General features: G+C 63.5%; 18 protein-coding genes. 4 read left to right on the top strand and 14 right to left on the bottom strand.

What is annotated here, in order from left to right; translation table 11 throughout:
- Nucleotides 1-5: 5 nt before the first annotated feature.
- From HNQ36_RS12065 to HNQ36_RS12030, 8 genes are all read right to left on the bottom strand, one after another.
- Nucleotides 6-701 (bottom strand): nitroreductase, encoded by a 696-nt coding sequence (locus tag HNQ36_RS12065; RefSeq protein WP_184085319.1) that lies wholly within the window; start codon nucleotides 699-701, stop codon nucleotides 6-8.
- A gap of 5 nt (nucleotides 702-706) precedes the next feature.
- Nucleotides 707-1951, bottom strand: a complete 1245-nt coding sequence (locus HNQ36_RS12060) for an acyl-CoA dehydrogenase (protein WP_184085316.1) — start codon at nucleotides 1949-1951, stop codon at nucleotides 707-709.
- 14 nt (nucleotides 1952-1965) lie between these two features.
- The gene (locus tag HNQ36_RS12055) at nucleotides 1966-3093 is read right to left on the bottom strand and encodes an acyl-CoA dehydrogenase family protein (RefSeq protein WP_184085313.1); all 1128 of its coding nucleotides are present in this window, start codon (nucleotides 3091-3093) and stop codon (nucleotides 1966-1968) included.
- A gap of 31 nt (nucleotides 3094-3124) precedes the next feature.
- Nucleotides 3125-4999, bottom strand: coding sequence for an AMP-binding protein (locus tag HNQ36_RS12050; protein ID WP_184085310.1), 1875 nt, complete (start codon nucleotides 4997-4999; stop codon nucleotides 3125-3127).
- A gap of 56 nt (nucleotides 5000-5055) precedes the next feature.
- Nucleotides 5056-5865, bottom strand: coding sequence for an enoyl-CoA hydratase/isomerase family protein (locus tag HNQ36_RS12045; RefSeq protein WP_184085307.1), 810 nt, complete (start codon nucleotides 5863-5865; stop codon nucleotides 5056-5058).
- A 4-nt stretch (nucleotides 5866-5869) separates the two neighbouring features.
- A complete protein-coding gene (locus HNQ36_RS12040; protein ID WP_137325113.1) occupies nucleotides 5870-6628 on the bottom strand; it encodes an SDR family NAD(P)-dependent oxidoreductase in 759 nt (252 codons plus the stop codon).
- A 43-nt stretch (nucleotides 6629-6671) separates the two neighbouring features.
- The gene (locus tag HNQ36_RS12035) at nucleotides 6672-7796 is read right to left on the bottom strand and encodes a CaiB/BaiF CoA transferase family protein (RefSeq protein ID WP_184085304.1); all 1125 of its coding nucleotides are present in this window, start codon (nucleotides 7794-7796) and stop codon (nucleotides 6672-6674) included.
- 96 nt (nucleotides 7797-7892) lie between these two features.
- Nucleotides 7893-8615, bottom strand: a complete 723-nt coding sequence (locus tag HNQ36_RS12030; RefSeq protein WP_184085301.1) for a TetR family transcriptional regulator — start codon at nucleotides 8613-8615, stop codon at nucleotides 7893-7895.
- A gap of 139 nt (nucleotides 8616-8754) precedes the next feature.
- On the opposite strand from HNQ36_RS12030, the gene HNQ36_RS12025 reads away from it, so the two are divergent.
- The gene (locus HNQ36_RS12025) at nucleotides 8755-9927 is read left to right on the top strand and encodes an acetyl-CoA C-acetyltransferase (protein WP_184085298.1); all 1173 of its coding nucleotides are present in this window, start codon (nucleotides 8755-8757) and stop codon (nucleotides 9925-9927) included.
- A 148-nt stretch (nucleotides 9928-10075) separates the two neighbouring features.
- Nucleotides 10076-11629 (top strand): acyl-CoA synthetase, encoded by a 1554-nt coding sequence (locus HNQ36_RS12020; protein ID WP_184085296.1) that lies wholly within the window; start codon nucleotides 10076-10078, stop codon nucleotides 11627-11629.
- A gap of 149 nt (nucleotides 11630-11778) precedes the next feature.
- Here HNQ36_RS12020 and HNQ36_RS12015 read toward each other — a convergent pair whose 3' ends face one another.
- Both HNQ36_RS12015 and HNQ36_RS12010 read right to left on the bottom strand, forming a co-directional pair.
- The gene (locus HNQ36_RS12015) at nucleotides 11779-12330 is read right to left on the bottom strand and encodes a hypothetical protein (protein WP_246395377.1); all 552 of its coding nucleotides are present in this window, start codon (nucleotides 12328-12330) and stop codon (nucleotides 11779-11781) included.
- Nucleotides 12331-12517: 187 nt separating this feature from the next.
- Nucleotides 12518-12979 carry an Lrp/AsnC ligand binding domain-containing protein gene (locus HNQ36_RS12010; protein ID WP_046828597.1) on the bottom strand — a complete coding sequence of 154 codons (462 nt, stop codon included), beginning with the start codon at nucleotides 12977-12979 and terminating at the stop codon, nucleotides 12518-12520.
- Between the two features lie 111 nt (nucleotides 12980-13090).
- On the opposite strand from HNQ36_RS12010, the gene putA reads away from it, so the two are divergent.
- Nucleotides 13091-16102: a bifunctional proline dehydrogenase/L-glutamate gamma-semialdehyde dehydrogenase PutA gene (putA, locus tag HNQ36_RS12005; protein WP_184085290.1), complete on the top strand. Its 3012-nt coding sequence runs from the start codon at nucleotides 13091-13093 to the stop codon at nucleotides 16100-16102.
- Between the two features lie 9 nt (nucleotides 16103-16111).
- On the opposite strand, the gene HNQ36_RS12000 is transcribed toward putA, so the two are convergent.
- The 3 genes from HNQ36_RS12000 to HNQ36_RS11990 are packed head-to-tail and all read right to left on the bottom strand — an operon-like array spanning nucleotide 16112 to nucleotide 18157.
- Nucleotides 16112-16609 (bottom strand): TPM domain-containing protein, encoded by a 498-nt coding sequence (locus HNQ36_RS12000; RefSeq protein ID WP_184085287.1) that lies wholly within the window; start codon nucleotides 16607-16609, stop codon nucleotides 16112-16114.
- Between the two features lie 14 nt (nucleotides 16610-16623).
- Nucleotides 16624-17499, bottom strand: a complete 876-nt coding sequence (locus HNQ36_RS11995; protein ID WP_184085284.1) for a TPM domain-containing protein — start codon at nucleotides 17497-17499, stop codon at nucleotides 16624-16626.
- 22 nt (nucleotides 17500-17521) lie between these two features.
- On the bottom strand, nucleotides 17522-18157 hold the full coding sequence (locus HNQ36_RS11990) for a LemA family protein (protein WP_184085281.1): 636 nt from the start codon (nucleotides 18155-18157) through the stop codon (nucleotides 17522-17524).
- Nucleotides 18158-18362: 205 nt separating this feature from the next.
- Between HNQ36_RS11990 and HNQ36_RS11985 the strand changes: the two genes are divergently transcribed.
- A complete protein-coding gene (locus HNQ36_RS11985) occupies nucleotides 18363-19214 on the top strand; it encodes an enoyl-CoA hydratase (RefSeq protein ID WP_184085279.1) in 852 nt (283 codons plus the stop codon).
- A gap of 15 nt (nucleotides 19215-19229) precedes the next feature.
- Here the strand turns inward: HNQ36_RS11985 and HNQ36_RS11980 are convergent, their stop codons facing one another.
- Complete coding sequence (locus tag HNQ36_RS11980; protein ID WP_184085276.1) at nucleotides 19230-21110, bottom strand: ABC transporter ATP-binding protein/permease; 1881 nt, start codon at nucleotides 21108-21110, stop codon at nucleotides 19230-19232.
- Nucleotides 21111-21206 lie beyond the last annotated feature (96 nt).

Genomic DNA, 21206 nt, shown 5'->3' with positions numbered 1-21206 from the left:
CGAACTTATTCGCCGATAAAGGTCACCGCCTCCGGAATGCTCGCGCGGTTGGTGCGATAGCTGTTGGCGAGATGTGCTGCATCGGCATAGCCGAACGAAATGCCACAAACCACGCGGCGGTCCTCGCCGACGCCGAGATGCTTGCGCACCACGTCGGCGTGTCCGGCCAGCGCCGCCTGCGGAATGGTCGCAAGACCCGCAGCCTGCGCCGCGAGCATGAAGTTGCCGACATAGCCGCCGCAATCGATCGCGCCGTAGATGCCAAGCGCCTCATCACTGGTGATGATCGCCACATGCGGCGCGCCGAAGAAGCGGAAGTTCTCCAGCATCTGCTTGTTGTACGCCGCCTTGTCGCCGCGCTGGATGCCGAGCGCATTGTAGAGCTGGAAGCCGCTTTCGCGGCGGCGATCGAGATAGACGCCTTTGTACTCGCGCGGGAACTCGAAATCGGTGACAGGCGGCGCGCGTTCGCTCGCCGCCCTGTACATCGCCTCGCCGAATGTCTTCACCGCATCGCCGGAGAAGATCGTAACTTGCCACGGCTGGCTGTTGCACCACGACGCGGTTTTCTGCGCAGCGCTCAGCACGCGTTCGATGGTCGCGCGCGGCACAGCCTCCGGTTTGAACGCGCGGCAGGAATACCGCGCGGCCAGGAGCTTCTCCACGACGTCGATGTCGCGGCTGTCGGGTTGGGCAAGCATGGCTCTCAGCGCCCTTTGGTCGGAATCGCGTTGAAGGGGACATCCTTGTCGACGCGGATGTCACCCGGCAAGCCTAGCACGCGCTCCGCGATGATGTTGCGGAGGATTTCGTCGGTACCACCTGCTATGCGATCCGACGGCGAGCGCAGCAGGATCGACTGGAACTGGCCGGCGACGGACGGACTGTCCGCATCGGTCAGCGCGCCGGACGCGCCCTGAAGATCCATCGCGAACATCGCGATGTCCTGCAGCATCGTGCCGGCCACGAGCTTGCCGATGGAATTTTCCGGACCCGGCCGCTCGCCGCGCGACAGCGCCGAGATCGAACGATAGCTGGTGTACTTGAGACCGCTGGCCTTAACCGCCCAGCCTGCGAGCTTCGAGCGCACGTTCTTGTCGTCGATGGCGGGACCATCTTCCAGCATCAGGTCGTTGCAGAAGGCGAACAACTCCGGGAAGCCGGTCGACTGCCGCGCGCCGATCGACATGCGCTCGTTCATCAGCGTAGTCAGCGACACGTTCCAGCCGTCGCCGACCTTGCCGAGGCGCTGCGAGTCCGGAATCTTCACATCGGTGAAATAGACCTCGTTGAACTCCGACTGGCCGTTGGCCTGCTTGATCGGCTTGACCACGACGCCCGGCGATTTCATGTCGAGCCAGAACATCGTCAGGCCCTTGTGCTTGGGCTGGGTCGGATCGGTACGCGTGATGACGATGCCGTAATCGGAGAAATGCGCGCCGGTGGTCCAGACCTTCTGGCCGTTGATGATCCAGTCGTCGCCCTTCTTTTCCGCGCGGGTGCGCAGGCCGGCGACGTCGGAGCCCGCGGACGGCTCGGAGAACAGCTGGCACCAGACGTGTTCGCCGGAAGCGAGCGGCGGCAGATACTTCTTTTTGTCGGCATCGCTGCCGAACGCCATCATGGTCGGCCCGCACATGCCCTGCCCAATCAGGAACACGCCCTCCAGCTTGCCGTAGAAACCTTCTTCCTGTTGCCAGATCACGCGTTCGATCGGCGTCGCGCCACGGCCGCCGAATTCCTTCGGCCAGTGCAGGCAGGCCCAGCCGGCGGCGGCCTTCTTCTTCTGCCACTTCTTGGATTCCTCCAGGATGTCGCGGTTTTTCAGCTTGATGCGGCCGACGGTCGGCTGCGACAGTTCGGCTTCGAATTCTTTCGGCGCGTTGGCCTGAATCCAGGCACGGGCTTCAGCGCGGAACGCGGCTTCCTGCGGGGTGTCATCGAAATTCATGTGAATGATCCTTCTTAAGAAGCGTTGCGGAAGCGCATGCGGTCGATCAACTGGTTTTCCCAGTAGGTCAGGCTTCCGAGCGTCAGCGCGAGCACATTGGCGCGCCGGTAATACAGATGGCAGTCGAACTCCCAGGTGAAGCCCATGCCGCCATGCACCTGGATGTTGTTCTTGGAGCAGTGCTGGAACGCCTGCGTCGCGCTGATGCGGGCGGTCGCCGCCGCTTCCGGCAGTTCACCGGCGTCGGTCGAAAGCGCCCACGCGCCGTAGTAGCAATTGGAACGCGCCAGCGTCGCCGAGACATACATGTCGGCGAGAATATGCTTCACCGCCTGGAACGATCCGATCGGGCGGCCGAACGCGACGCGGTCGAGCGCGTAGTCCCGGCCCATCTCCAGCGCGCGGTCTGCGCCGCCGACCTGCTCGAACGCCATCAGCACCGCCGCGCGGTCGAGCACACGCGTCAGGATGCTCCAGCCTTCGCTGGCGGCGCCAAGCGGCTCCGCCTTGGCGCGATCGAACGTGATCTCGGCCTGGCCGTGCGCCTGATCGAGATTGGCGAGAGGCTTGCGTGTCACGCCGTCGCCATTGAGTTCGACGATGAACAACCCGATGTCGGCTTCGCGTCCGGTCGAGCCGGTGCGCGCTGCGACGATGGCGAAATCCGCAATCGCGCCGTCCGCCACCGGCGTCTTGGTGCCGGACACCGCGCCCTGCGACGCGCTGACCTTGATTGCCTTGTGCGACGGATTGCCGACGCCCTCGAACAGCGCCAGCGTACCGATGGCTTCGCCCGACGCGATCTTCGGCAGCCACTTCGCTTTCTGCGCATCGCTGCCGGCGAGCATGATCGCTTCCGCGGCGAGATAGATCGTCGACGAGAACGGCACCGGAGCCAGCGCGCGGCCGATTTCCTCGGCGATCACGCAAAGCTCAAGATACCCCGCGCCCGCGCCGCCGAATTCCTCCGGGATCGCGACGCCGAGGAAACCCATCTCGGCGAGGCCCTTCCACAGCGCCTTGTCGTAGAGCGCGTTGCCTTCCAGCACGGCGCGCACCGCTTTCGGCGGCGATTGCTCAGTGAGGTAGCGCCGCGCCTGATCGCGCAATTGCTTCTGGTCTTCCGAGAATTCAAAGTTCATCTGGTTTTGACTCGTGTTGTGAACGTGAAAGTTATCCGAGAACGATGACGTCCGGTCCCGGCTGGTCTGCATAAAGCTGTTCGACAAGCGCGGCGCGGCGCTCAAGCCCCGCCCGCTGGTTGATGTAGCCCTTGTCGGTGAGTTCATTACCGTCGATGGAGGGCGGCTCGGCCATCAGCATCGCGCGCGCGATTCTCATGCTGCTCGATCCGCCGCTGGCCTTGTTGTGCGCCAGCAGGCCGTCGCGCAGATGCGCACGCACCTTGGGATGATTCACCACCGTGTCCATCGAGGCGTCCATATCGCCGATCAAGCGGCGGCAGGCGTCGAGATTGGGCCACACCAAGAGACCGATAAACGGACGGTCTTGTCCTGCGACCAGTGCATCCTGCACCACCGGCGACGCCGCAGCGATCGCATCGGTGCGTAGCGAGCCGACCTGTACAAAGGTGCCGGTCGTCAGCTTGAAGTCTTCGACCACACGGCCGGAGAAAATCAGGCCCTGCGTCGGATCTTCCGGATCGACGAATACACCGGCATCGCCGATGCAATAGAAACCTTCGTCATCGAATGCGGCTTCGGTGAGATCGGGGCGCCCATAGTAGCCGGGCGTGACATTGACGCCGCGCAGGCGCAGTTCGTATTTCGGCCCTGTCGGAACCAGCTTCAGCTCGACGCCGGGAAATGGCAGGCCGATCAGGCCGACGCGCTCGGTGTCCCAATAAGTGCCGGTGGAGGTCGGCGCGGTCTCGGTCGAACCCCAGCCCGTATAGAACACAAAGCGCTCGCCGGTGGTGCGGATCGCCAGCGCCTGAATCCGGTCATAGAGATCGTCCGGCAGACGCGCGCCGCCGTAAGCAACCAGCCCGAGATTCTTGAAGAACGAGCGGCACAGCGCGTCGTCCTTTTCCATCACCGCCGCCAGCGCCGCGTAGCCCGCCGGAACGTTGGCGTAATAGGTCGGCGAAATCTCGCGCAGGTTGCGCAGTGTTTCCTCGAACTGACCCGGCACCGGACGGCCGTCGTCGATATAAAGCGTACCGCCCTCGGTCAGCGCCACATTGAACAGCGCATTGCCGCCCATGGTGTGATTCCACGGCATCCAGTCGAGATAGATTCCGTCCGGCGCGTCATCAGGGCGCGGCCGCACCTGCATCATCATGCGGGCGTTGGCGCACATCATCTTCTGGGTGTTGATAACGGCCTTTGGCATTCCCGTGGAGCCCGACGTGAACAGCAGCTTGCCGACACTGTCCGGCGTGATCTGCGCAATCGATGCCGCGACCGCTGGCGTCACCGGCGTCGCCGCGAGATCGGCATAGGCCGCGCTCTTGATGCTGGCGGCCGCGCGATCGACGTGGATCACCGTGATGCCGGTAAGATCGAGTGCGGCGAGCGCCTTTTCGAAGACCGCGCCATCCTGCACCATCACCACGGCGGGCTTCACGAGGCCGAACAGGAATTTCAGCTTGGCGTGATCCTGGCTCATCAGCGAATACGCAGGCGACACCGGCGCTACCGGAACCCGCGCCTGCATCGCCGCCTGCGTCATCAGCGCGTGCTCGATGGAATTGCCGCTCAGGATCGCCACCGGACGCCCATCCGGAATTTTCATATCGAGCAGCGCCTGCGTCAGCGCATCGACGGTGCGCTTCGCCGCGCCGTAAGACACCTTGTGCCATTGCCGCTCGGGACCACGGCGCTGCGCCAGCCAGATATGATCGGGGCGCTCGGCCGCCCATTTCGCCAGCGAGGCCGGAATGTGAAGCTCATACGGATCGAGCGGAATACGGGACTTCAGAACGATCACGCCATCGGACCGACGGTCCACCGCGATGTCACGCGGCAACCAGTTGATCTTCCGGAATGCGGGCTTCGTTAGCACTGCTGCCGTCTCCGCGTTCACTTCGCTTCTCCCTTGAACGTGGCCTCTTGTGAGGCCTTCTGTTTGTTCGTTCGCAATTACATATTGCGGTAGATCGGCTTCCTGTTCTCCAGAAAGGCGCGCACGCCTTCCTTAAAATCCTCGGATCGGGACGTCAGCACCTGATTGCGGTCTTCCATCGCGATCACGGCCTCGATGGACGACGCATCCACGCTCATGTTGAGGCACTCCTTGGAGAGCCGCAGGCCGAGCGGGGATGCCGCCAGCATGGATTCGATATACGGCGCAGCCGCAGCATCAAGCTCGCTGTCGTCGACGACTTCGGACACAAGGCCAACGGCATGCGCACGATCCGCATGGATGAAGCGTCCGGTCAAAATCAATTCCGACGCCACCGACACGCCAACGAGGCGCGGCAGGAAATAGCTGGTGCCGATGTCGCAGCCGCCGAGACCCAGACGAATGAAGGCGCAGTTCATCCGCGCCGACTTTGCGGCGATGCGGATGTCGGCCGCGAGCGCCAGCGCGAAACCGCCGCCGGAGGCCGCACCCTGCACCAGCGCGATGATCGGCTGCGGACAGCGCCGCATCAGCATCACGATGTCCGCGATCGAGCGCTGGTGATCGAGCGCATCGGCGACGCTGGCCGGCGGCGCACCAGGCGGACGCCGGCTCATCGCCTCCTTGAGATCGAGGCCGGCGCAAAACGCCCGGCCCGCGCCTTTCAGCACGACGATCCGGGTACGCTTGTTGCGCGCCAGATCGCCGAAGTACTGACTCAATGCATCAACCAACTGATCGTCGAGCGCGTTCAGGCTGTCCGGGCGATTGAGGGTCACCCAGTCCACACCGTCGGCATGCTCGACAAGCAGAGGCGCTGCAGTCATGGCGCTACCGGGGCGCCATGCGGATTGCGCCGTCGAGGCGGATCGTTTCGCCGTTGAGCATCGGGTTCTCGACAATCGCGACCGCGAGTTGGGCGTATTCGCTCGGATCGCCGAGACGCGCCGGATGCGGCACCTGCGCGCCGAGGCTCTTCTGCGCTTCTTCCGACAGGCCCATCAGCAACGGAGTCAGGAACAGGCCCGGCGCGATGGTCATGACACGGATGTTGAGCGAGGCGAGATCGCGCGCCACCGGCAGCGTCAGGCCGACGATGCCGCCCTTCGACGCCGAATAGGCCGCCTGGCCGATCTGGCCGTCAAAAGCGGCAACGCTGGCGGTGTTGATGCACACGCCGCGCTCTTCACCGATAGGCGGTGCGGTCTGCATGCGCTCGGCGACGAGCCGGATGCAATTGAACGAACCGATCAGGTTGACCTTGATGATGCGCGAGAAATGATCGAGCGGATAGGCGCCGTTCTTGCCGACGGTCTTCACCGCGCCGCCGATGCCGGCGCAGTTCACCAGCACGCGGATGGTGCCGTGCGCGGCTTCTGCCTTCGCGATGGCTTCCTTGACCGGCGCTTCTTCCGACACGTCGCCGACCAGCGCGAGCCCCTTGATCTCGGCGGCGACCTTCTCGGCGCCTTCCTTGTTCATGTCGATGACGGCAACCTTCGCGCCCTTTGCGGCCATCGCGCGTGCGGTTGCCGCGCCCAAGCCTGAGCCGCCGCCGGTGATGAGTACTGAAACATCCTTGAGCTGCATAAGTCGTTTTCCTTAGATGACGGATTGTTAAGTCGTAAAGACTTCAGGACGCTTTCGCGGTGGCCGCCTGCGACCACTGCGAAAGGATTTCGGCGGCATCGACCGGCGGCACGGCCGGCGATCCCTGAATGTTTGATGGCGTGCGCGAGAAGCGCGGCGCGGGCGCCGGCTGCACATGACCATCGACATTGAGGAAGGTCTGGCGCGCGGCGAGATGCGGATGTGACGGCGCATCGAACAGGCCGCGCACGGCGGCGGCGCAGGCATCCGATCCTTCCAGAATCGCCGCCCATTCATCGCGCGTCTTGCTCTTGAACAGCGCAGTCATTTTCTCATGCAGATTTGGCCAGCCCTTGCGGTCCATCTGCGCGTCGTAACATTCCTCGTCGAGCCCCGCGAGCTTGCGCAACTCCGCATAGAACTGCGGCTCCAACGCGCCGATGGCCATGAAGCCGCCGTCCTTGCACTCGTAGGTGCGATAGAACGGCGCGCCGCCGTCGAGCAGATTGGTGCGCGGCTCATCGGTCCAGCGCCCGGTCGCCTTCATGCTGTGGAACATGGTCAGCATGCTCGAGACGCCGTCGCACATCGCGGCATCCACAACCTGGCCCTTGCCGGAGGCGCGCGCCTCGATGACGCCCGCGAGGACGCCAACGACGAGATACAGCGCGCCGCCGCCGTAATCGCCGACAAGATTGAGCGGGGAGACGGTTTCACCGTTGGCGGCGCGGAATGAATCGAGCGCGCCGGTGATGGCGATGTAATTGATGTCGTGACCCGCCGCCTGCGCCAGCGGACCTTCCTGGCCCCAGCCGGTCATGCGGCCATAGACCAGCTTTGGATTGCGCTTGAGTACAACGTCCGGCCCGAGGCCGAGCCGCTCCATCACCTGCGGCCGGAAGCCTTCGATCAGCACATCCGCTGCTGCAATCAGATCGAGCGCTTGAGCAATGTGAGCCGGATTCTTCAGATCGAGCTCGATGACGCGGCGGCCGCGATTGACGAAATCCCGCACATCGCGTTTGCCTTGTCCGGGTCGCGCGATCGACACCACGTCCGCACCCATGTCGGATAGCAGCATCGAGGCGAACGGCCCCGGTCCGATGCCGGCGAATTCAACCACGCGCACGCCACGCAGCGGACCTGTTGCCGCCGAACGATCCTTCATTGTGTTTCTCTCCCGAACTCAAGTCTTCTTGTTGCGCGCCGGATCCGGCTTGGCAGAAATTCAGGCGCGCTGCTTATTTGATGTGGCCTTGTCTTATCATGTCTTGGCGGTGGACGGTCTCTCCATGTCCGACGGCATGCCAGCCTTGTCGGTCAGCAATCCGCCGAGAAACAGCGTCGTCATGTGGCCGATATACTGACGCCGCACCTCGTCGGTAATGCCTTTCGATCCGAGGAACCGCGCATTCATCTGGCGGCCGTAGAACAGGTTGTCGCACGCGCCGTTGAGGCTGATGTAGAACAGCGCCGGATCGACCTTGCGGAATTCACCCGCCTCAACGCCCTGTTCGAGCAGCCCGCGCACGAAATCGAACAGCGGGTTGATGAAAAAGCGATGGACTTCCTTCGACGTCTCCTCGCTGCCCTGATGCAACAGCAGATGAATCAGCCGGCTCAGATACGGCACGCGGTAATAGGCATTAATAATGCCGGCGATATGCCGCCGCATCTTTTCCGTCGGCGAAATAGGCTGATCGAGCACGAAGGCCAGATTGGCCATTTCCGAAGCGGCATCGCGCGCCAGCAACGCCAGCAACAGACCATCCTTGTTGCCAAAGTGATACTTCACCAGCGCGGCGTTCACGCCTGACTTCTGCGCGATTTCGCTCAGCGACACCTCGGTCGAGTTCCGCTCGATCATGAGATCGCCCGCGGCCACCAGCAATTTCGCCGCGGTCGCATTCATCGGCGCGGTGTCCTTGTCAGGAACCTGCTTCGATGGCGGCCGGCGCGGCGCTTTGGCGGTCAAGGTCGGTGACATGCGCGGTCTCGAGGACATTGTGAGCCGCCAGCTAACCTGATGATCGGGTCGCGCTCAAGAGTTAATTGACCGATTGACTAAATCTCGCGCCGTGCTTTTATCGCGCCCAACCGAAAACAAGCCAACAGGGAGCACCGCCATGGCTGAAGCCTATATCGTCGCCGCCGCCCGGACCGCAGGGGGACGCAAGGGAGGCCGCCTCGCCGGCTGGCATCCGGTCGATCTCGCTGCCTCGGTGCTGGATTCGCTGGTCGATCGCACCGGCGTCGATCCCGCCCAGGTCGAAGACGTTATTATGGGTTGCGTCATGCAGGCCGGTGAACAGTCGAACAACGTCGCCCGCAATGCCGTGATGGCCTCGAAGCTTCCGGAAAGCGTGCCCGGCACCTCGGTCGATCGCCAGTGCGGCTCGTCGCAGCAGGCGCTGCACTTCGCGGCGCAGGCTGTGATGGCCGGTTCGATGCACATCGTGATCGCCGCCGGCGTCGAAGGCATGACCCGCGTGCCGATGGGACTTCCAGCCACGCTGGCTGCGAAGAACGGCTTCGGCAACTACTACAGCCCAAACATCCAGGCGAAATATCCGAACATCCAGTTCAGCCAGTTCACCGGCGCTGAAATGATGGCGGAGAAGTACGGCCTCGCGAAGGAAGACCTCGATCAGTATTCCTACCAGAGCCATCAGAAGGCCATTGCCGCAACGCAGGCCGGCGCGTTCAAGGACGAGATCGTTCCGCTCGAGATCACCCGCGCTGATGGCTCGACCGACACCCACAACATCGACGAAGGCATTCGCTTCGATGCGACCATCGACGGTATCCGCGGCGTCAAGACGATTGCCGAGAACGGCAAGCTCACCGCCGCCAGCGCCAGCCAGATCTGCGACGGCGCGTCCGGCGTCATGATCGTCAACGAGAAGGGCCTGAAGGCGCTCGGCATCGCGCCGCTGGCGCGCATTCATCACATGACCATGATCGGCGGCGATCCGATCATCATGCTGGAAGCGCCACTGCCCGCGACCCACCGCGCGCTGAAGAAGGCCGGAATGAAGATCGACGACATCGATCTGTTCGAGGTCAACGAAGCCTTCGCCTCGGTCCCGACCGCATGGCTCAAGGACACCGGCGCCGACCCGTCGCGGCTCAACGTCAATGGCGGCGCCATCGCGCTCGGCCATCCGCTCGGCGGCTCCGGCACCAAGCTGATGACGACGCTGGTCAACGCACTGAGGCAGCGCAACAAGCGCTACGGTCTCCAGACCATGTGCGAAGGCGGCGGCATGGCCAACGTCACCATCATCGAAAGGCTGTAACAACGGCTTTTGAAAGGGCGGGTTCATCACCCGCCTTTTTTTGTGCCGGCGACTCATCAACCGCCGCGCCGGACTTTTCAAAGCTCAGCCAACGAGCGGCACAAGCCGCCGGAGCATCGTAACACCGAGGAAACGCCCAGGGAGCTCTATGTCTCATCCATCGATTCACGCCCAGTCGACACCCGACAAGATCGCCTATCAGATGGCCGGCAGCGGCGACGCCATCACCTACCGCGATCTCGACCGCCGCTCCAATCAGGGCGCGCATCTGTTTCGTTCGCTCGGCCTGAAGCAGGGCGATCACATCGCGCTGCTGATGGAGAACACCATCGCCTTTATGGAGATCTGCTGGGCGGCGCAGCGCAGCGGACTCTATTACACGGCCATCAGCCGCTATCTCACCGCCGACGAGATCGCCTACATCGTCAAGGATTGCGGCGCCAAGGTCGTCATCACCTCGCCGAAATGCATTGGCTCGATCGCGCCGCTGCTCAGCAACGCGCCGGGCACGCCGCATTTCTTCATCACCGGCGCGGCGCAGGGCGGGTTCAAGTCATGGGATGATGCGCTTGCGGCCCAGCCCGCGACGCCGATCGCCGACGAATCCGCCGGCTACGACATGCTGTATTCATCCGGCACCACCGGGCGACCCAAGGGCATCAAGCGCCCGCTCACCGAGCCGTCCATCCTGGTGCCCAATCCGCTGCTCAAGCTGCTCTGCTCGACCATGTGCGGCATGAACGAGACCAGCGTGTATCTGTCGCCCGCGCCCCTCTATCACGCGGCTCCGCTGCGCTTCAACATGATGTGCGGCGCGCTCGGCGGCACCTCGATCGTCATGGAATCGTTCGACGCCGAGGAATTCTTAGCGCTGGTTGAAAAACACCAGGCAACGCAGTCGCAACTCGTGCCGACGATGTTCGTGCGCATGCTCAAGCTGCCGGACGACGTACGCGCGAAATACGACGTCTCATCGCTCAAGGGCGCCGTTCACGCCGCCGCGCCCTGCCCCGCCGACGTCAAGGCGAAGATGATCGACTGGTGGGGGCCAGTGCTGATCGAGTATTACGCAGGTTCTGAGGGCAACGGCGTCACCGTCTCCACCTCGAAAGACTGGCTGGCACATCGCGGCACCGTCGGCCGCGCCGTCGTCGGCGAACTCAAGATTCTCGACGACGATGGACACGAACTGCCAGTCGGCGAAACCGGCACGGTGTATTTCGCCGGGGGCCCTCAATTCGCCTATCACAACGACGCCAGCAAGACGCGGAGCGCCTACAACGACCGCGGCTGGTCGACGCTCGGCGATGTCGGGTACCTGGACAACGACGGTTTCCTCTATCTCACCGACCGCAAGGCCTACATGATCATTTCCGGCGGGGTAAATATCTACCCGCAGGAAACAGAGGACGTGCTGATCTCGCACCCGGCAGTGGCGGATGTCGCGGTGTTCGGCGTTCCGAACGAGGAAATGGGCGAAGAGGTCAAGGCTGTGGTCCAGCCACACGACATGTCACGCGCCGGCAAGGAACTCGAGGCCGAACTGATTTTGTTCTGCCGCAAGCACCTGTCGCCGATCAAATGCCCGAAGAGCGTGGATTTCGAAGCCGAACTGCCGCGCACGCCCACCGGCAAGCTGGTGAAGCGTCATCTGCGTGACAGGTACTGGGCAAAGGTGAAGAAGACGCCCGCGCAGGCGTGAGTGGCAACCATTTGCACGTGTCTCCACCATCATGCCCCGGCCTTGTGCCGGGCATCCACGTCTTACTTCTTCATCACAGAAGACGTGGATGGCCGGGACGAGCCCGGCCATGACGGGAAACATCGCTTTGAAAGGCGGTTGCGGTTGGCTCACTCCTCCCTCAGCCACTGCTCCACGAGCATGACGTCGGGGGGCTGGAGGTAGCGCGTCGTCCACATATCGACGGCCCATTCCATCCGGCTTTGCTTTTCAACAATCACCGCGGTGTTGTGCGGCAACTGCATCGCGAGGATGTTGCCGCGATAGCGCGGATTGCCGACGGTGTGGTGCTTCAGCAGGCCCCACTCCTGCAGCACCAGCAGCAGGCTCGACACATTGCGGGTCGAATCCCAGCAATCGAAATTCTTCGCATCCGCCCCGCTGCGGATATCGGCGCGGGCGATGCGCGTGGTGGTGCCCAGCGTCGGGCCTACCTTGCGGTCGAACCACATCACCGCCTTCTGGATCGCGGCGCGCTCGGCGATCGCGGAGGCCTTGCCCGCCGCAATGATCTGGGCGAGCGCCTTGCGGTCCGCAGCGGTGAAATCAAGCTCGATGCGGCGGCGGCACACGAATCCGTAGCAGACTGTCATGGTCTCCGCCGTCGGCGGACTGGTCGATACCGATGTGTAGAGTTCGCTTTGCTGCGGCGTGAGTTGCATGGCGGACACGGGCTGCGCCGCAAGCGCAACTCCGAACGCAACCGCCGCTGTTGCAACGCTGCGGAACCTGAAAGGGAGATGGAACAACGCGCGATCCTGAAAAGCCAGCTTCGCAGAACTATGGCGGATTTCGCGCACGATCAACAGCCCGCTAAGCTGGCCGTTCAACATTCATGTGAACAGCCGATCACACCGGCAGCGGCGCGTCGCGTTTCACTTCCTCCATGACGGCATAGGTCCGGGTTTCGCGCACACCGGGCAGCGCCAGCAACGTCTCGCCGAGGAACCGGCGATACGCCGTCATGTCCGCGACGCGCGCCTTGACGAGATAGTCGAAACCGCCGGCCACCATGTGACACTCCAGCACTTCCGGCGCGAGCCTCACCGCTTCGGCGAAACGCTCGAAGACATCCGCCGTGGTCTTGTCGAGCAGCACCTCCACGAACACTAGCAGGCCCAGTCCCAGCCGGTGCGGATTGAGCCGCGCGCCGTACCCCTCGATGAACCCGTCACGCTGCAGCCGTTTCAGGCGCTCGCCGATGGATGTCGGCGACAGCCCGATGCGCTCCGCCAGTTCGACATTGGCGATCCGCCCGTCGGCCTGCAGGATATCGAGGATTTTCCGGTCTATTTTGTCAATCTCGCTCATTTTTCCATTAATCATCGCTTTAGACCGAATTATGTAAGGCAAAATGGCGAATTTGTCTATCGATCCACGGCAGGCATCGGATGTAGAATTTGGAAACCCCAAGAGGACGCCATGCTCGACCGCTCCGCCCCCGGCCAACCCTTCTCAGCGCCCTTTGCAGCCGACGACAGCGAGATCGCCGCGCGCCTGCTGGCAATGCCTTTGCTGTCCGCCGAACAGAATGCCCGCATCGACACGACGGCGACGCGGCTGATCGGGGCGGTGCGCGGACATGACGGCGGCTTCGGCGGTGTCGAGGACATGCTGCGGGAGTTCGCGCTTTCGACCAAGGAAGGCCTCGCCCTGATGGTGATGGCCGAAGCGCTGCTCCGCGTGCCGGACTCAGCCACCGCCGACCGCTTCATCGAAGACAAACTCGGCCAGGGCGATTTCGCGCATCACAAGACGCGATCCCATGCGCTGCTGGTCAATGCATCGGCGTGGGCGCTCGGTCTTTCCGCGCGCGTGATCCAGCCGGGTGAAACGCCGCAGGGCACCATCGGCCTGATCGCCAAGCGGATCGGACTTCCTGCCGTGCGCGCCGCGACCCGGCAGGCGATGCGCCTGATGGGCAATCATTTCGTGCTCGGCGAAACCATCGCAGCCGCACTCGCGCGCGCGGCAAATGACGACAGCCCGCATCATCACCATCGCTATTCGTTCGACATGCTCGGCGAAGGCGCACGCACCGCCGCCGATGCCGCGCGCTACTTCGAGTCCTATGCCTCCGCGATCGAGGCCATTGGTGCTGCGGCGGGCGACAAGGCGCTGCCGGACCGCCCGGGAATTTCCGTCAAACTCTCCGCGCTGCATCCGCGCTATGAGGCACTGAGCCGCTCGCGGGTGATGACTGAGCTGGTGCCGCTGACGCTCGATCTGGCCCGTCGCGCCAAAGCACATGACATGAACTTCACCATCGACGCCGAGGAAGCGGATCGTCTCGAACTGTCGCTCGATGTCATCGATGCGGTGTTTGCCGACCCATCGCTCGACGGCTGGGACGGATTCGGTCTCGCCGTGCAGGCCTATCAGAAGCGAGCCGAAGCCATGATCGATCACGTTCATGCTCTCGCAGAGCACACCAACCGCCGCATCACCGTGCGCCTTGTGAAGGGCGCGTATTGGGACACCGAGATCAAGCGCGCGCAGGAGCGCGGCCTCGACGGCTATCCGGTCTTCACCCGCAAGGCGATGACCGACTTGAACTACATCGCCTGCGCGCGAAAGCTGCTCACATTGCGCCCGCGCATTTTCCCGCAATTCGCCACCCACAATGCGCTGTCGGTGGCGACGATTGCCGAACTGGCAGGCGGCGATGACGGCTTCGAATTTCAGCGCCTGCACGGCATGGGCGACGCGCTTTACGCGCAGCTTCATACGGACAGACCGGGACTCGCCTGCCGCACCTACGCACCGGTCGGCAGCCACCGCGATCTGCTGGCCTATCTGGTCCGGCGGCTTCTGGAGAACGGTGCCAACTCGTCCTTTGTTGCTTTGGCCGCGGACGACAGCATTCCAGTCGCCGCGTTGCTGGAACGACCGGAGCAAATGATCCGGGCACCGGATCAGGCCCGCAATTCCCGCCTGCCGCTGCCCCGCGAGCTGTACCTGCCCCGCATCAATTCACGCGGCATCGAATTCGGAGATCGCATGGCGCTGGACAGTCTGCTCCAAGCCGTTGACAGCGAAGTCTTGCCAGCTGCCGCAGTGACCAACGCGACCGAAAACGACGCTGCGATTGCCGTCGCCTTGGTCCGCGCCGGTTTTACGTTCTGGAGCCGAACATCCGCAGAGACTCGCGCCACGGCGCTGGAACGCGCAGCGGAACTGCTGGAGCACCGGATGCCGCGCTTCATCGCGTTGCTACAAACCGAAGGCGGCAAGACCATCGACGATGCTGTGTCGGAAGTCCGCGAGGCGGTGGATTTCTGCCGCTACTACGCCATGGAAGGCCGCAAACAGTTCGGCGATGGCCTCTCTCTCCCCGGCCCGACTGGCGAGAGCAACACGCTGCGATTACGCGGGCGCGGCGTCATGGTGGCGATCTCGCCGTGGAACTTTCCGCTGGCGATTTTCATAGGGCAAGTGGCGGCCTGCTTGATGGCGGGCAACGCTGTTGTGGCCAAGCCGGCCGAACAGACCCCGCGCATCGCAGCAGAGGCCGTGGCGCTGTTGCACGAAGCAGGCATTCCGGACTCGGTGCTCCATCTCGTACAGGGCGACGGCAAGATCGGCGCAGCTTTGGTCGCAGACGCACATATCGCCGGGGTGGTGTTTACCGGCTCCACCGACGTCGCACGATCTATCAACCGTACCCTCGCCGCGAAAGACGGCCTAATCGTGCCGCTGATCGCCGAGACCGGCGGCATCAATGCCATGATTGTCGATGCGACAGCGCTGCCCGAGCAGGTCGCCGACGATGTGGTGATGTCGGCCTTTCGGTCGGCCGGTCAACGCTGTTCGGCGCTGCGGCTGCTGTTCGTGCAGGACGATGTCGCGGATCGCATGATCGAAATGATCGCAGGCGCGGCGCGTGAACTGACCGTCGGCGATCCGCGCGATCCGGCCACGCAGGTCGGCCCCGTGATCGACGCCGAGGCCAAGGAACGCCTCGACGCGCATATCGCCCGCATGAAGAAGACCGCCCGCATTCACTTTGCAGGAGAAGCACCCGCATCCGGCCATTTCGTCGCGCCGCATATCTTCGAACTAAAGAGCGCAGACCAACTGGCCGAGGAAGTGTTCGGCCCGATCCTGCATGTGGTGCGCTACAAGGCTGCGGATTTCGAGCGCGTGCTGCAAGCCATCGCGTCCAGCGGCTACGGTCTGACGCTCGGCGTTCATTCACGCATTGACGACACCGTGGAGACCGTGGTGGAGCGACTGGCGGTGGGCAACATCTACGTCAACCGCAACATGATCGGCGCGGTGGTTGGCGTGCAGCCGTTCGGCGGGCACGGACTGTCAGGAACGGGACCGAAGGCTGGTGGCCCGCATTATCTGCCGCGCCTCGCCACCGAACAGACGGTGACCATCAACACCGCCGCCGCAGGCGGCAATGTCGGGCTGATGACGGAAGAATAACGGCGCGGACTACATCACCACCGGCTTGTCCGGCAGTTCGTTGCGCGGCGCGCCGCTGGCCGGAAAATGTTTCGCGAGCAGTTTGGTGACGGCAGCAACACCCGTCAGCACTCCGCCCTCAAAATTTCCGGCACGGAATTCCGTTTCCATCAGGCGGCAGATCGCCTCCCACTCCGCCTGCTGAACTTTCTCGTTGATGCCACGGTCGGCGACGATTTCAACATCGCGGTCGGCGAGCAGCAGATAGATCAGAACGCCGTTGCTGTTCTCGGTGTCCCACACCCGCAGATTCGCGAACACATCGATGGAGCGCGCACGCGCCGACTGGTCCTTGAACAGCGGAACGCCATCAAGCGCGCCTTCCACTGCGAAGCGGATCTGGCCGGTATGAAGCGCCTCGCTGGTCTTGATGGCCTTCTCGATGTTGGTGAGCGCCTGGCGCGGAAATGCGCGCCGGACCCGCCAGCGGTTAAGAAGAAGATGTCTGCCGATGCGCTTGATACCCATTGCTGTGCTCTCGGCTACCAACTGCCCGATGCGCCGCCGCCGCCGAAGCTGCCGCCGCCTCCGCTGAACCCGCCGCCCGAACTGCTCGACCCGCCGGAACTGAATCCGCCGCCATAACCGCCGCGGCCACCGCCGCCGGATGATACGATACTGTCACCAATCATCGTAACGACGAAGGCGATCAATCCGCCGATAGCGGCGATCGACAAAGCACCCAGGAAGAACCAGATAAAGAACGCGACCCCGCCGCCGGCGACAAGCGAACCGAGCAACCGCCCAAAGATCGCCCTGAAAATGCCGCCGCCGACCAGCACGACGATCAGGAGAAATGGAAAGTACTCGCCGATGAAGCCGAGATCGGGCAGCTCGCCCTCGGGCTTTGGCGCGGGCAACGGCTCGCCGTCGATCACCTTCAGGATGCGATCTGCGCCGTCGGAAATGCCGCCAGCGAAATCGCCGCTCCTGAATTTCGGCGTGATGATCTCGTCAATGATCCGCTTCGAGGTGGCGTCGTTCAGTGCGCCCTCGAGGCCGTAGCCGACCTCGATCCGCAGCTTGCGGTCGTTCTTGGCGATCAGCAGCAACGCGCCGTCGTCCACCTTCCTGCGTCCGAGCTTCCATTGCTCGACCACGCGCAGCGCGTACTGCTCGATGGTTTCAGGCTGCGTGGTCGGCACGATCAGCACCGCAAGCTGGCTGCCCTTGCGATCCTCAAACGCCTTCAACTTCTGCTCGAGTGCAGCTACCTGATCCGCCGACAGCGTCGCTGTCAGATCGACGACGCGTCCAGTCAGGGGCGGCACCGCGACATCGGCCAGGGCGATCATCGTCGTGCCGGCAAATGTCCAGCACAGCATGAACGCGAGAATGACCGCCTTTGCCGATTTCATCGCGCGCGCCCGTTGCGCGCCTCTACTTCGCAGGCGCAGGCGTTGTTGGCGCTGGCGCGGCCGGCGGCGGCGCGTTGAAATCGACCTTTGGCGCCGTGGAAATCGACTTTTCATTTTCCACGGTGAAGTTGGCCTTTTCCTTGTAGCCGAACACCATCGCGGTCAGATTGTTCGGGAACGTCCGGATGCCGACGTTATAGTCCTGCACCGCCTTGATGTAGCGGTTGCGCGCCACCGCGATGCGGTTTTCGGTGCCCTCAAGCTGCGCCACCAGATCACGGAACAGCTGATCGGATTTCAGCGTCGGATAATTTTCCGTCACCACCAGCAAGCGCGACAGCGCGCTGGTCAGTTCGCTTTGCGCCGCCTGGAATTTCTGCAGCGCCGCCGGATCGTTCAGCACTTCGGGCGTCACCTGCACGCTGCCGACCTTGGCGCGTGCATTGGTCACGCCGAGCAGCACGTCCTTTTCCTGCTGCGCGAAGCCCTTGACGGAGTTGACGAGGTTCGGCACCAGATCGGCACGGCGCTGATACTGGTTGACGACTTCGGACCAGCCCGACTTCACCGATTCATCGTTCTGCTGGATCGCATTGTATCCGCAATTGGTGAGGCTCAGCGACGCAAGCGCTGCGAGGACCGTCAATATCTTGCGCATGAATGATCTCCATTAAAACGCCGGGCGCCGGCAAATGAACGAACAGGCGGGTGACCTTACGATGGCCCTGTGACGACGAGCATACACACTCGCGCAGGTGGCGTGAACCTTGCGAAACATGACAGGGTTGCGCAAGGTTTCGCTGGCAACGGCTTCTACATGCGTTCAAAGTTCCGTTTCGAAACCAACGATCGGAACAGCGACCATGACCGCCACCGCGATTGTCCCATCCGAAACCGTGATCGACACCGGCACGGAGGAACTGCTTTGCGTGGTGCGCGAGCGCGTCGCGATCATCACGCTTAACCGGCCGCACGCGCGCAACTCACTTTCGGACAATCTGACCCCGGCGCTGCGCCGCATGATCAAGCTTTGCGGCGAAGATCCGAACGTCGGCGCCATTCTCATTACCGGCGCGGGCGACGCCTTCTGCGCCGGCGGCGACGTTAAGGGCATGGGCGGCAAGAGCGGCAGCAGCAACGCGCCCGAACTGACATTCGACGAGAAGGTCGCGCGCCTACAGGAACGTCAGCGCACACTGACCGGCGCGCTGGTCAACGTCCGCAAGCCCACCATCGCGGCGCTGCCCGGCCCGGCCGCCGGTGCCGGACTTTCGCTGGCGCTCGCATGCGACCTGCGCATCGCGGCGGAATCGGCGTTCGTCACCACGGCTTATGTCAAAATCGGGCTCAGCGGCGACTACGGCATGTCATGGCTGCTGACGCGTCTTGTCGGTACATCGCGCGCGCGAGAGCTGATGTTCTTCGGTGAAAAGATCGACGCCAAGCGTTGCGAGGCGCTCGGCATCGTCAATCGCGTGGTGCCGGACGACAAACTGCGCGAGGAAGCCTTCGCGATGGCGAGGAAACTCGCCGAAGGCCCGTCGACGGCGTTGCGTTTTCTCAAGGACAATCTCGACGAAGCGCTGATGAACGATTTTCTCACCTCGCTCGATCACGAAGCCGAGCGCATGGTGCGATCCGCGGGCACCGCGGATCACAAGGAGGCTGTGAAAGCCTTCGTCGAAAAGCGCAAGCCGGTGTTCAAACGCAGCTAACAAGCGGCGGGCGAATCAAACGCCTTCGAATTGCAAGCGTGCGAGACGTGCGTAGAGGCCGTTCTCCGCCACCAGCGATGCGTGGGTGCCGTGCTCGACAATACGCCCGTTCTCCATCACCAGGATGCGGTCACAGGACAGCACGGTGGCGAGACGATGCGCGATCACCAGCGTGGTGCGGTGGCTCATCAGTTCTTCCAGCGCGGTTTGCACCAGCGTCTCGCTTTCGGCGTCGAGCGATGACGTCGCCTCGTCCAGCAGCAGCAGCGGCGCATCGCGCAGGATCGCGCGCGCAATCGCAATGCGCTGACGCTGACCGCCGGACAGCGTGACGCCACGCTCGCCGAGCTGCGTATCGAAGCCGAGCGGCAAGCGCGTAATGAACTCGGTGGCGTGGGCGAGATCGGCGGCACGCGCGACCTCGGCATCGGTGGCGTCGGGGCGTCCGAAACGGATGTTCTCGCGGGCGCTGGTGGCGAACACCGCCGAATCCTGCGGCACCAGCGCGATGCGTGACCGCACCGCGGACGGATCAGCCTCGCGGACCGGAACGCCATCGACCGAGATCACCCCGGAGGCAGGATCATAGAACCGCAGCAACAGATGGAACAGCGTGCTCTTGCCCGCCCCCGACGGTCCGACCACCGCAACCTTCTCGCCGGCTTTCACCGCGAACGACACGCCATCGACAGCAAGATGATCGAGCCGCGTCGGATAGGAGAACCGCACATTGTCGAACACAACGTCGCCGCGCGGCGGCACCGGCAGCGCGCGCGGGTTCGCAGGCGCGGCGATGTCCGGCTTGATACGCAGGATCTCGAACAACCGCTCCGACGCGCCGGAAGCCTGAGAAATCTCGCCCCATACCTGACTGAGTTCGCCGAGTGCGCCCGCCGCGAACGCAGCATAGAGGATGAACTGGCCCAGCGTTCCGGCGGTGATCTGACGGGTCAGCACATCGTGCGAGCCGATCCAGAGAATCGCCACCACGCTGGTGAAAATCAGGAAGATCACGGTCGCGGTGAGGAACGCGCGGGCGCGGGTCGAACTGCGCGCCGCGACATAGGCGCGATCGACTTCCTTGCCGAACCGCGCCTCAGCCAGCCGCTCGTTGGTGAAGGCCTGCAGCGTGCGGATCGCGCCGATCAGTTCGGAGGCATAGGATGACGCATCGGCCAGCGTGTCCTGCGCGCCGCGCGACAGTTTCTGCACGCGGCGACCGAATGCGACCAGCGGCAGCACGATCAGCGGAATCACCGCCAGCACGAAGCCCGACAGTTTGGGACTGGTGATAACCATCATGGCGGACGCGCCGACGAACAGCACAAGGTTGCGCAGCGCGATCGAAACCGACGCGCCGACCGCCGACTTGATCTGCGTGGTGTCGGCCGTCAGGCGCGAGACCAGTTCGCCGCTGTGCGCGGTGTCGAAGAAGGACGGCGACAGCGATGTCAGATGTTTGAATACGTCGCGGCGCAGATCGGCGACGATCCGCTCGCCCAAGGTAATGACGAGGTAGTAACGCGCGGCACTGGCGCAGGCGAGCACGGCCACGACCGCGATCATCACCGCGAAGTAACTGTTGATCAGCGCGATGCCTTCGGGGCTGAAACCGAAATCAATCATGCGGCGCACCGCAAGCGGCACCGCAAGCGTCGCCGCCGAGGCGACGATCAGCGCCACCAGCGCGCCGAGTGCCTGTCCGCGATAGCGCGCCACGTAGGGCGCCAGCGCCATCAGGGGCCGCAGTTTCACGCCGCGGGATTTCTTCCGTGATGTCTCCGGCGCGTCAAGCGACGGCCCCGCAGCAGGCGTGGAGAGCCCTTTAACGGCCCCTGCCTCCCGCGCCAGCGCGGATGGCAGACCCGGGTCTTCAACGCGTTCCACTGCACTCATTTTGTATTGGCCGCCGTGTTGCTTTCTGGCCCTCAAATAGGCCCCATAGCAGGCGCTGGCAAATGACGTTCTCAGCTTGTTTCACGGCCTGTCCTG

The sequence above is a fragment of the Afipia massiliensis genome (assembly GCF_014203115.1).
Classification (GTDB): domain Bacteria; phylum Pseudomonadota; class Alphaproteobacteria; order Rhizobiales; family Xanthobacteraceae; genus Afipia; species Afipia massiliensis.
This window is presented reverse-complemented; position numbering and strand designations above follow the sequence as displayed.

Coding starts and splice junctions, on each gene's coding strand:
- HNQ36_RS12065 (WP_184085319.1), bottom strand. CDS start 701: ATGCTTGCCCAACCCGACAGCCGCGACATCGACGTCGTGGAGAAGCTC.
- HNQ36_RS12060 (WP_184085316.1), bottom strand. CDS start 1,951: ATGAATTTCGATGACACCCCGCAGGAAGCCGCGTTCCGCGCTGAAGCC.
- HNQ36_RS12055 (WP_184085313.1), bottom strand. CDS start 3,093: ATGAACTTTGAATTCTCGGAAGACCAGAAGCAATTGCGCGATCAGGCG.
- HNQ36_RS12045 (WP_184085307.1), bottom strand. CDS start 5,865: ATGACTGCAGCGCCTCTGCTTGTCGAGCATGCCGACGGTGTGGACTGG.
- HNQ36_RS12040 (WP_137325113.1), bottom strand. CDS start 6,628: ATGCAGCTCAAGGATGTTTCAGTACTCATCACCGGCGGCGGCTCAGGC.
- HNQ36_RS12035 (WP_184085304.1), bottom strand. CDS start 7,796: ATGAAGGATCGTTCGGCGGCAACAGGTCCGCTGCGTGGCGTGCGCGTG.
- HNQ36_RS12030 (WP_184085301.1), bottom strand. CDS start 8,615: ATGTCACCGACCTTGACCGCCAAAGCGCCGCGCCGGCCGCCATCGAAG.
- HNQ36_RS12025 (WP_184085298.1), top strand. CDS start 8,755: ATGGCTGAAGCCTATATCGTCGCCGCCGCCCGGACCGCAGGGGGACGC.
- HNQ36_RS12020 (WP_184085296.1), top strand. CDS start 10,076: ATGTCTCATCCATCGATTCACGCCCAGTCGACACCCGACAAGATCGCC.
- HNQ36_RS12015 (WP_246395377.1), bottom strand. CDS start 12,330: ATGCAACTCACGCCGCAGCAAAGCGAACTCTACACATCGGTATCGACC.
- HNQ36_RS12010 (WP_046828597.1), bottom strand. CDS start 12,979: ATGAGCGAGATTGACAAAATAGACCGGAAAATCCTCGATATCCTGCAG.
- putA (WP_184085290.1), top strand. CDS start 13,091: ATGCTCGACCGCTCCGCCCCCGGCCAACCCTTCTCAGCGCCCTTTGCA.
- HNQ36_RS12000 (WP_184085287.1), bottom strand. CDS start 16,609: ATGGGTATCAAGCGCATCGGCAGACATCTTCTTCTTAACCGCTGGCGG.
- HNQ36_RS11995 (WP_184085284.1), bottom strand. CDS start 17,499: ATGAAATCGGCAAAGGCGGTCATTCTCGCGTTCATGCTGTGCTGGACA.
- HNQ36_RS11990 (WP_184085281.1), bottom strand. CDS start 18,157: ATGCGCAAGATATTGACGGTCCTCGCAGCGCTTGCGTCGCTGAGCCTC.
- HNQ36_RS11985 (WP_184085279.1), top strand. CDS start 18,363: ATGACCGCCACCGCGATTGTCCCATCCGAAACCGTGATCGACACCGGC.
- HNQ36_RS11980 (WP_184085276.1), bottom strand. CDS start 21,110: ATGAGTGCAGTGGAACGCGTTGAAGACCCGGGTCTGCCATCCGCGCTG.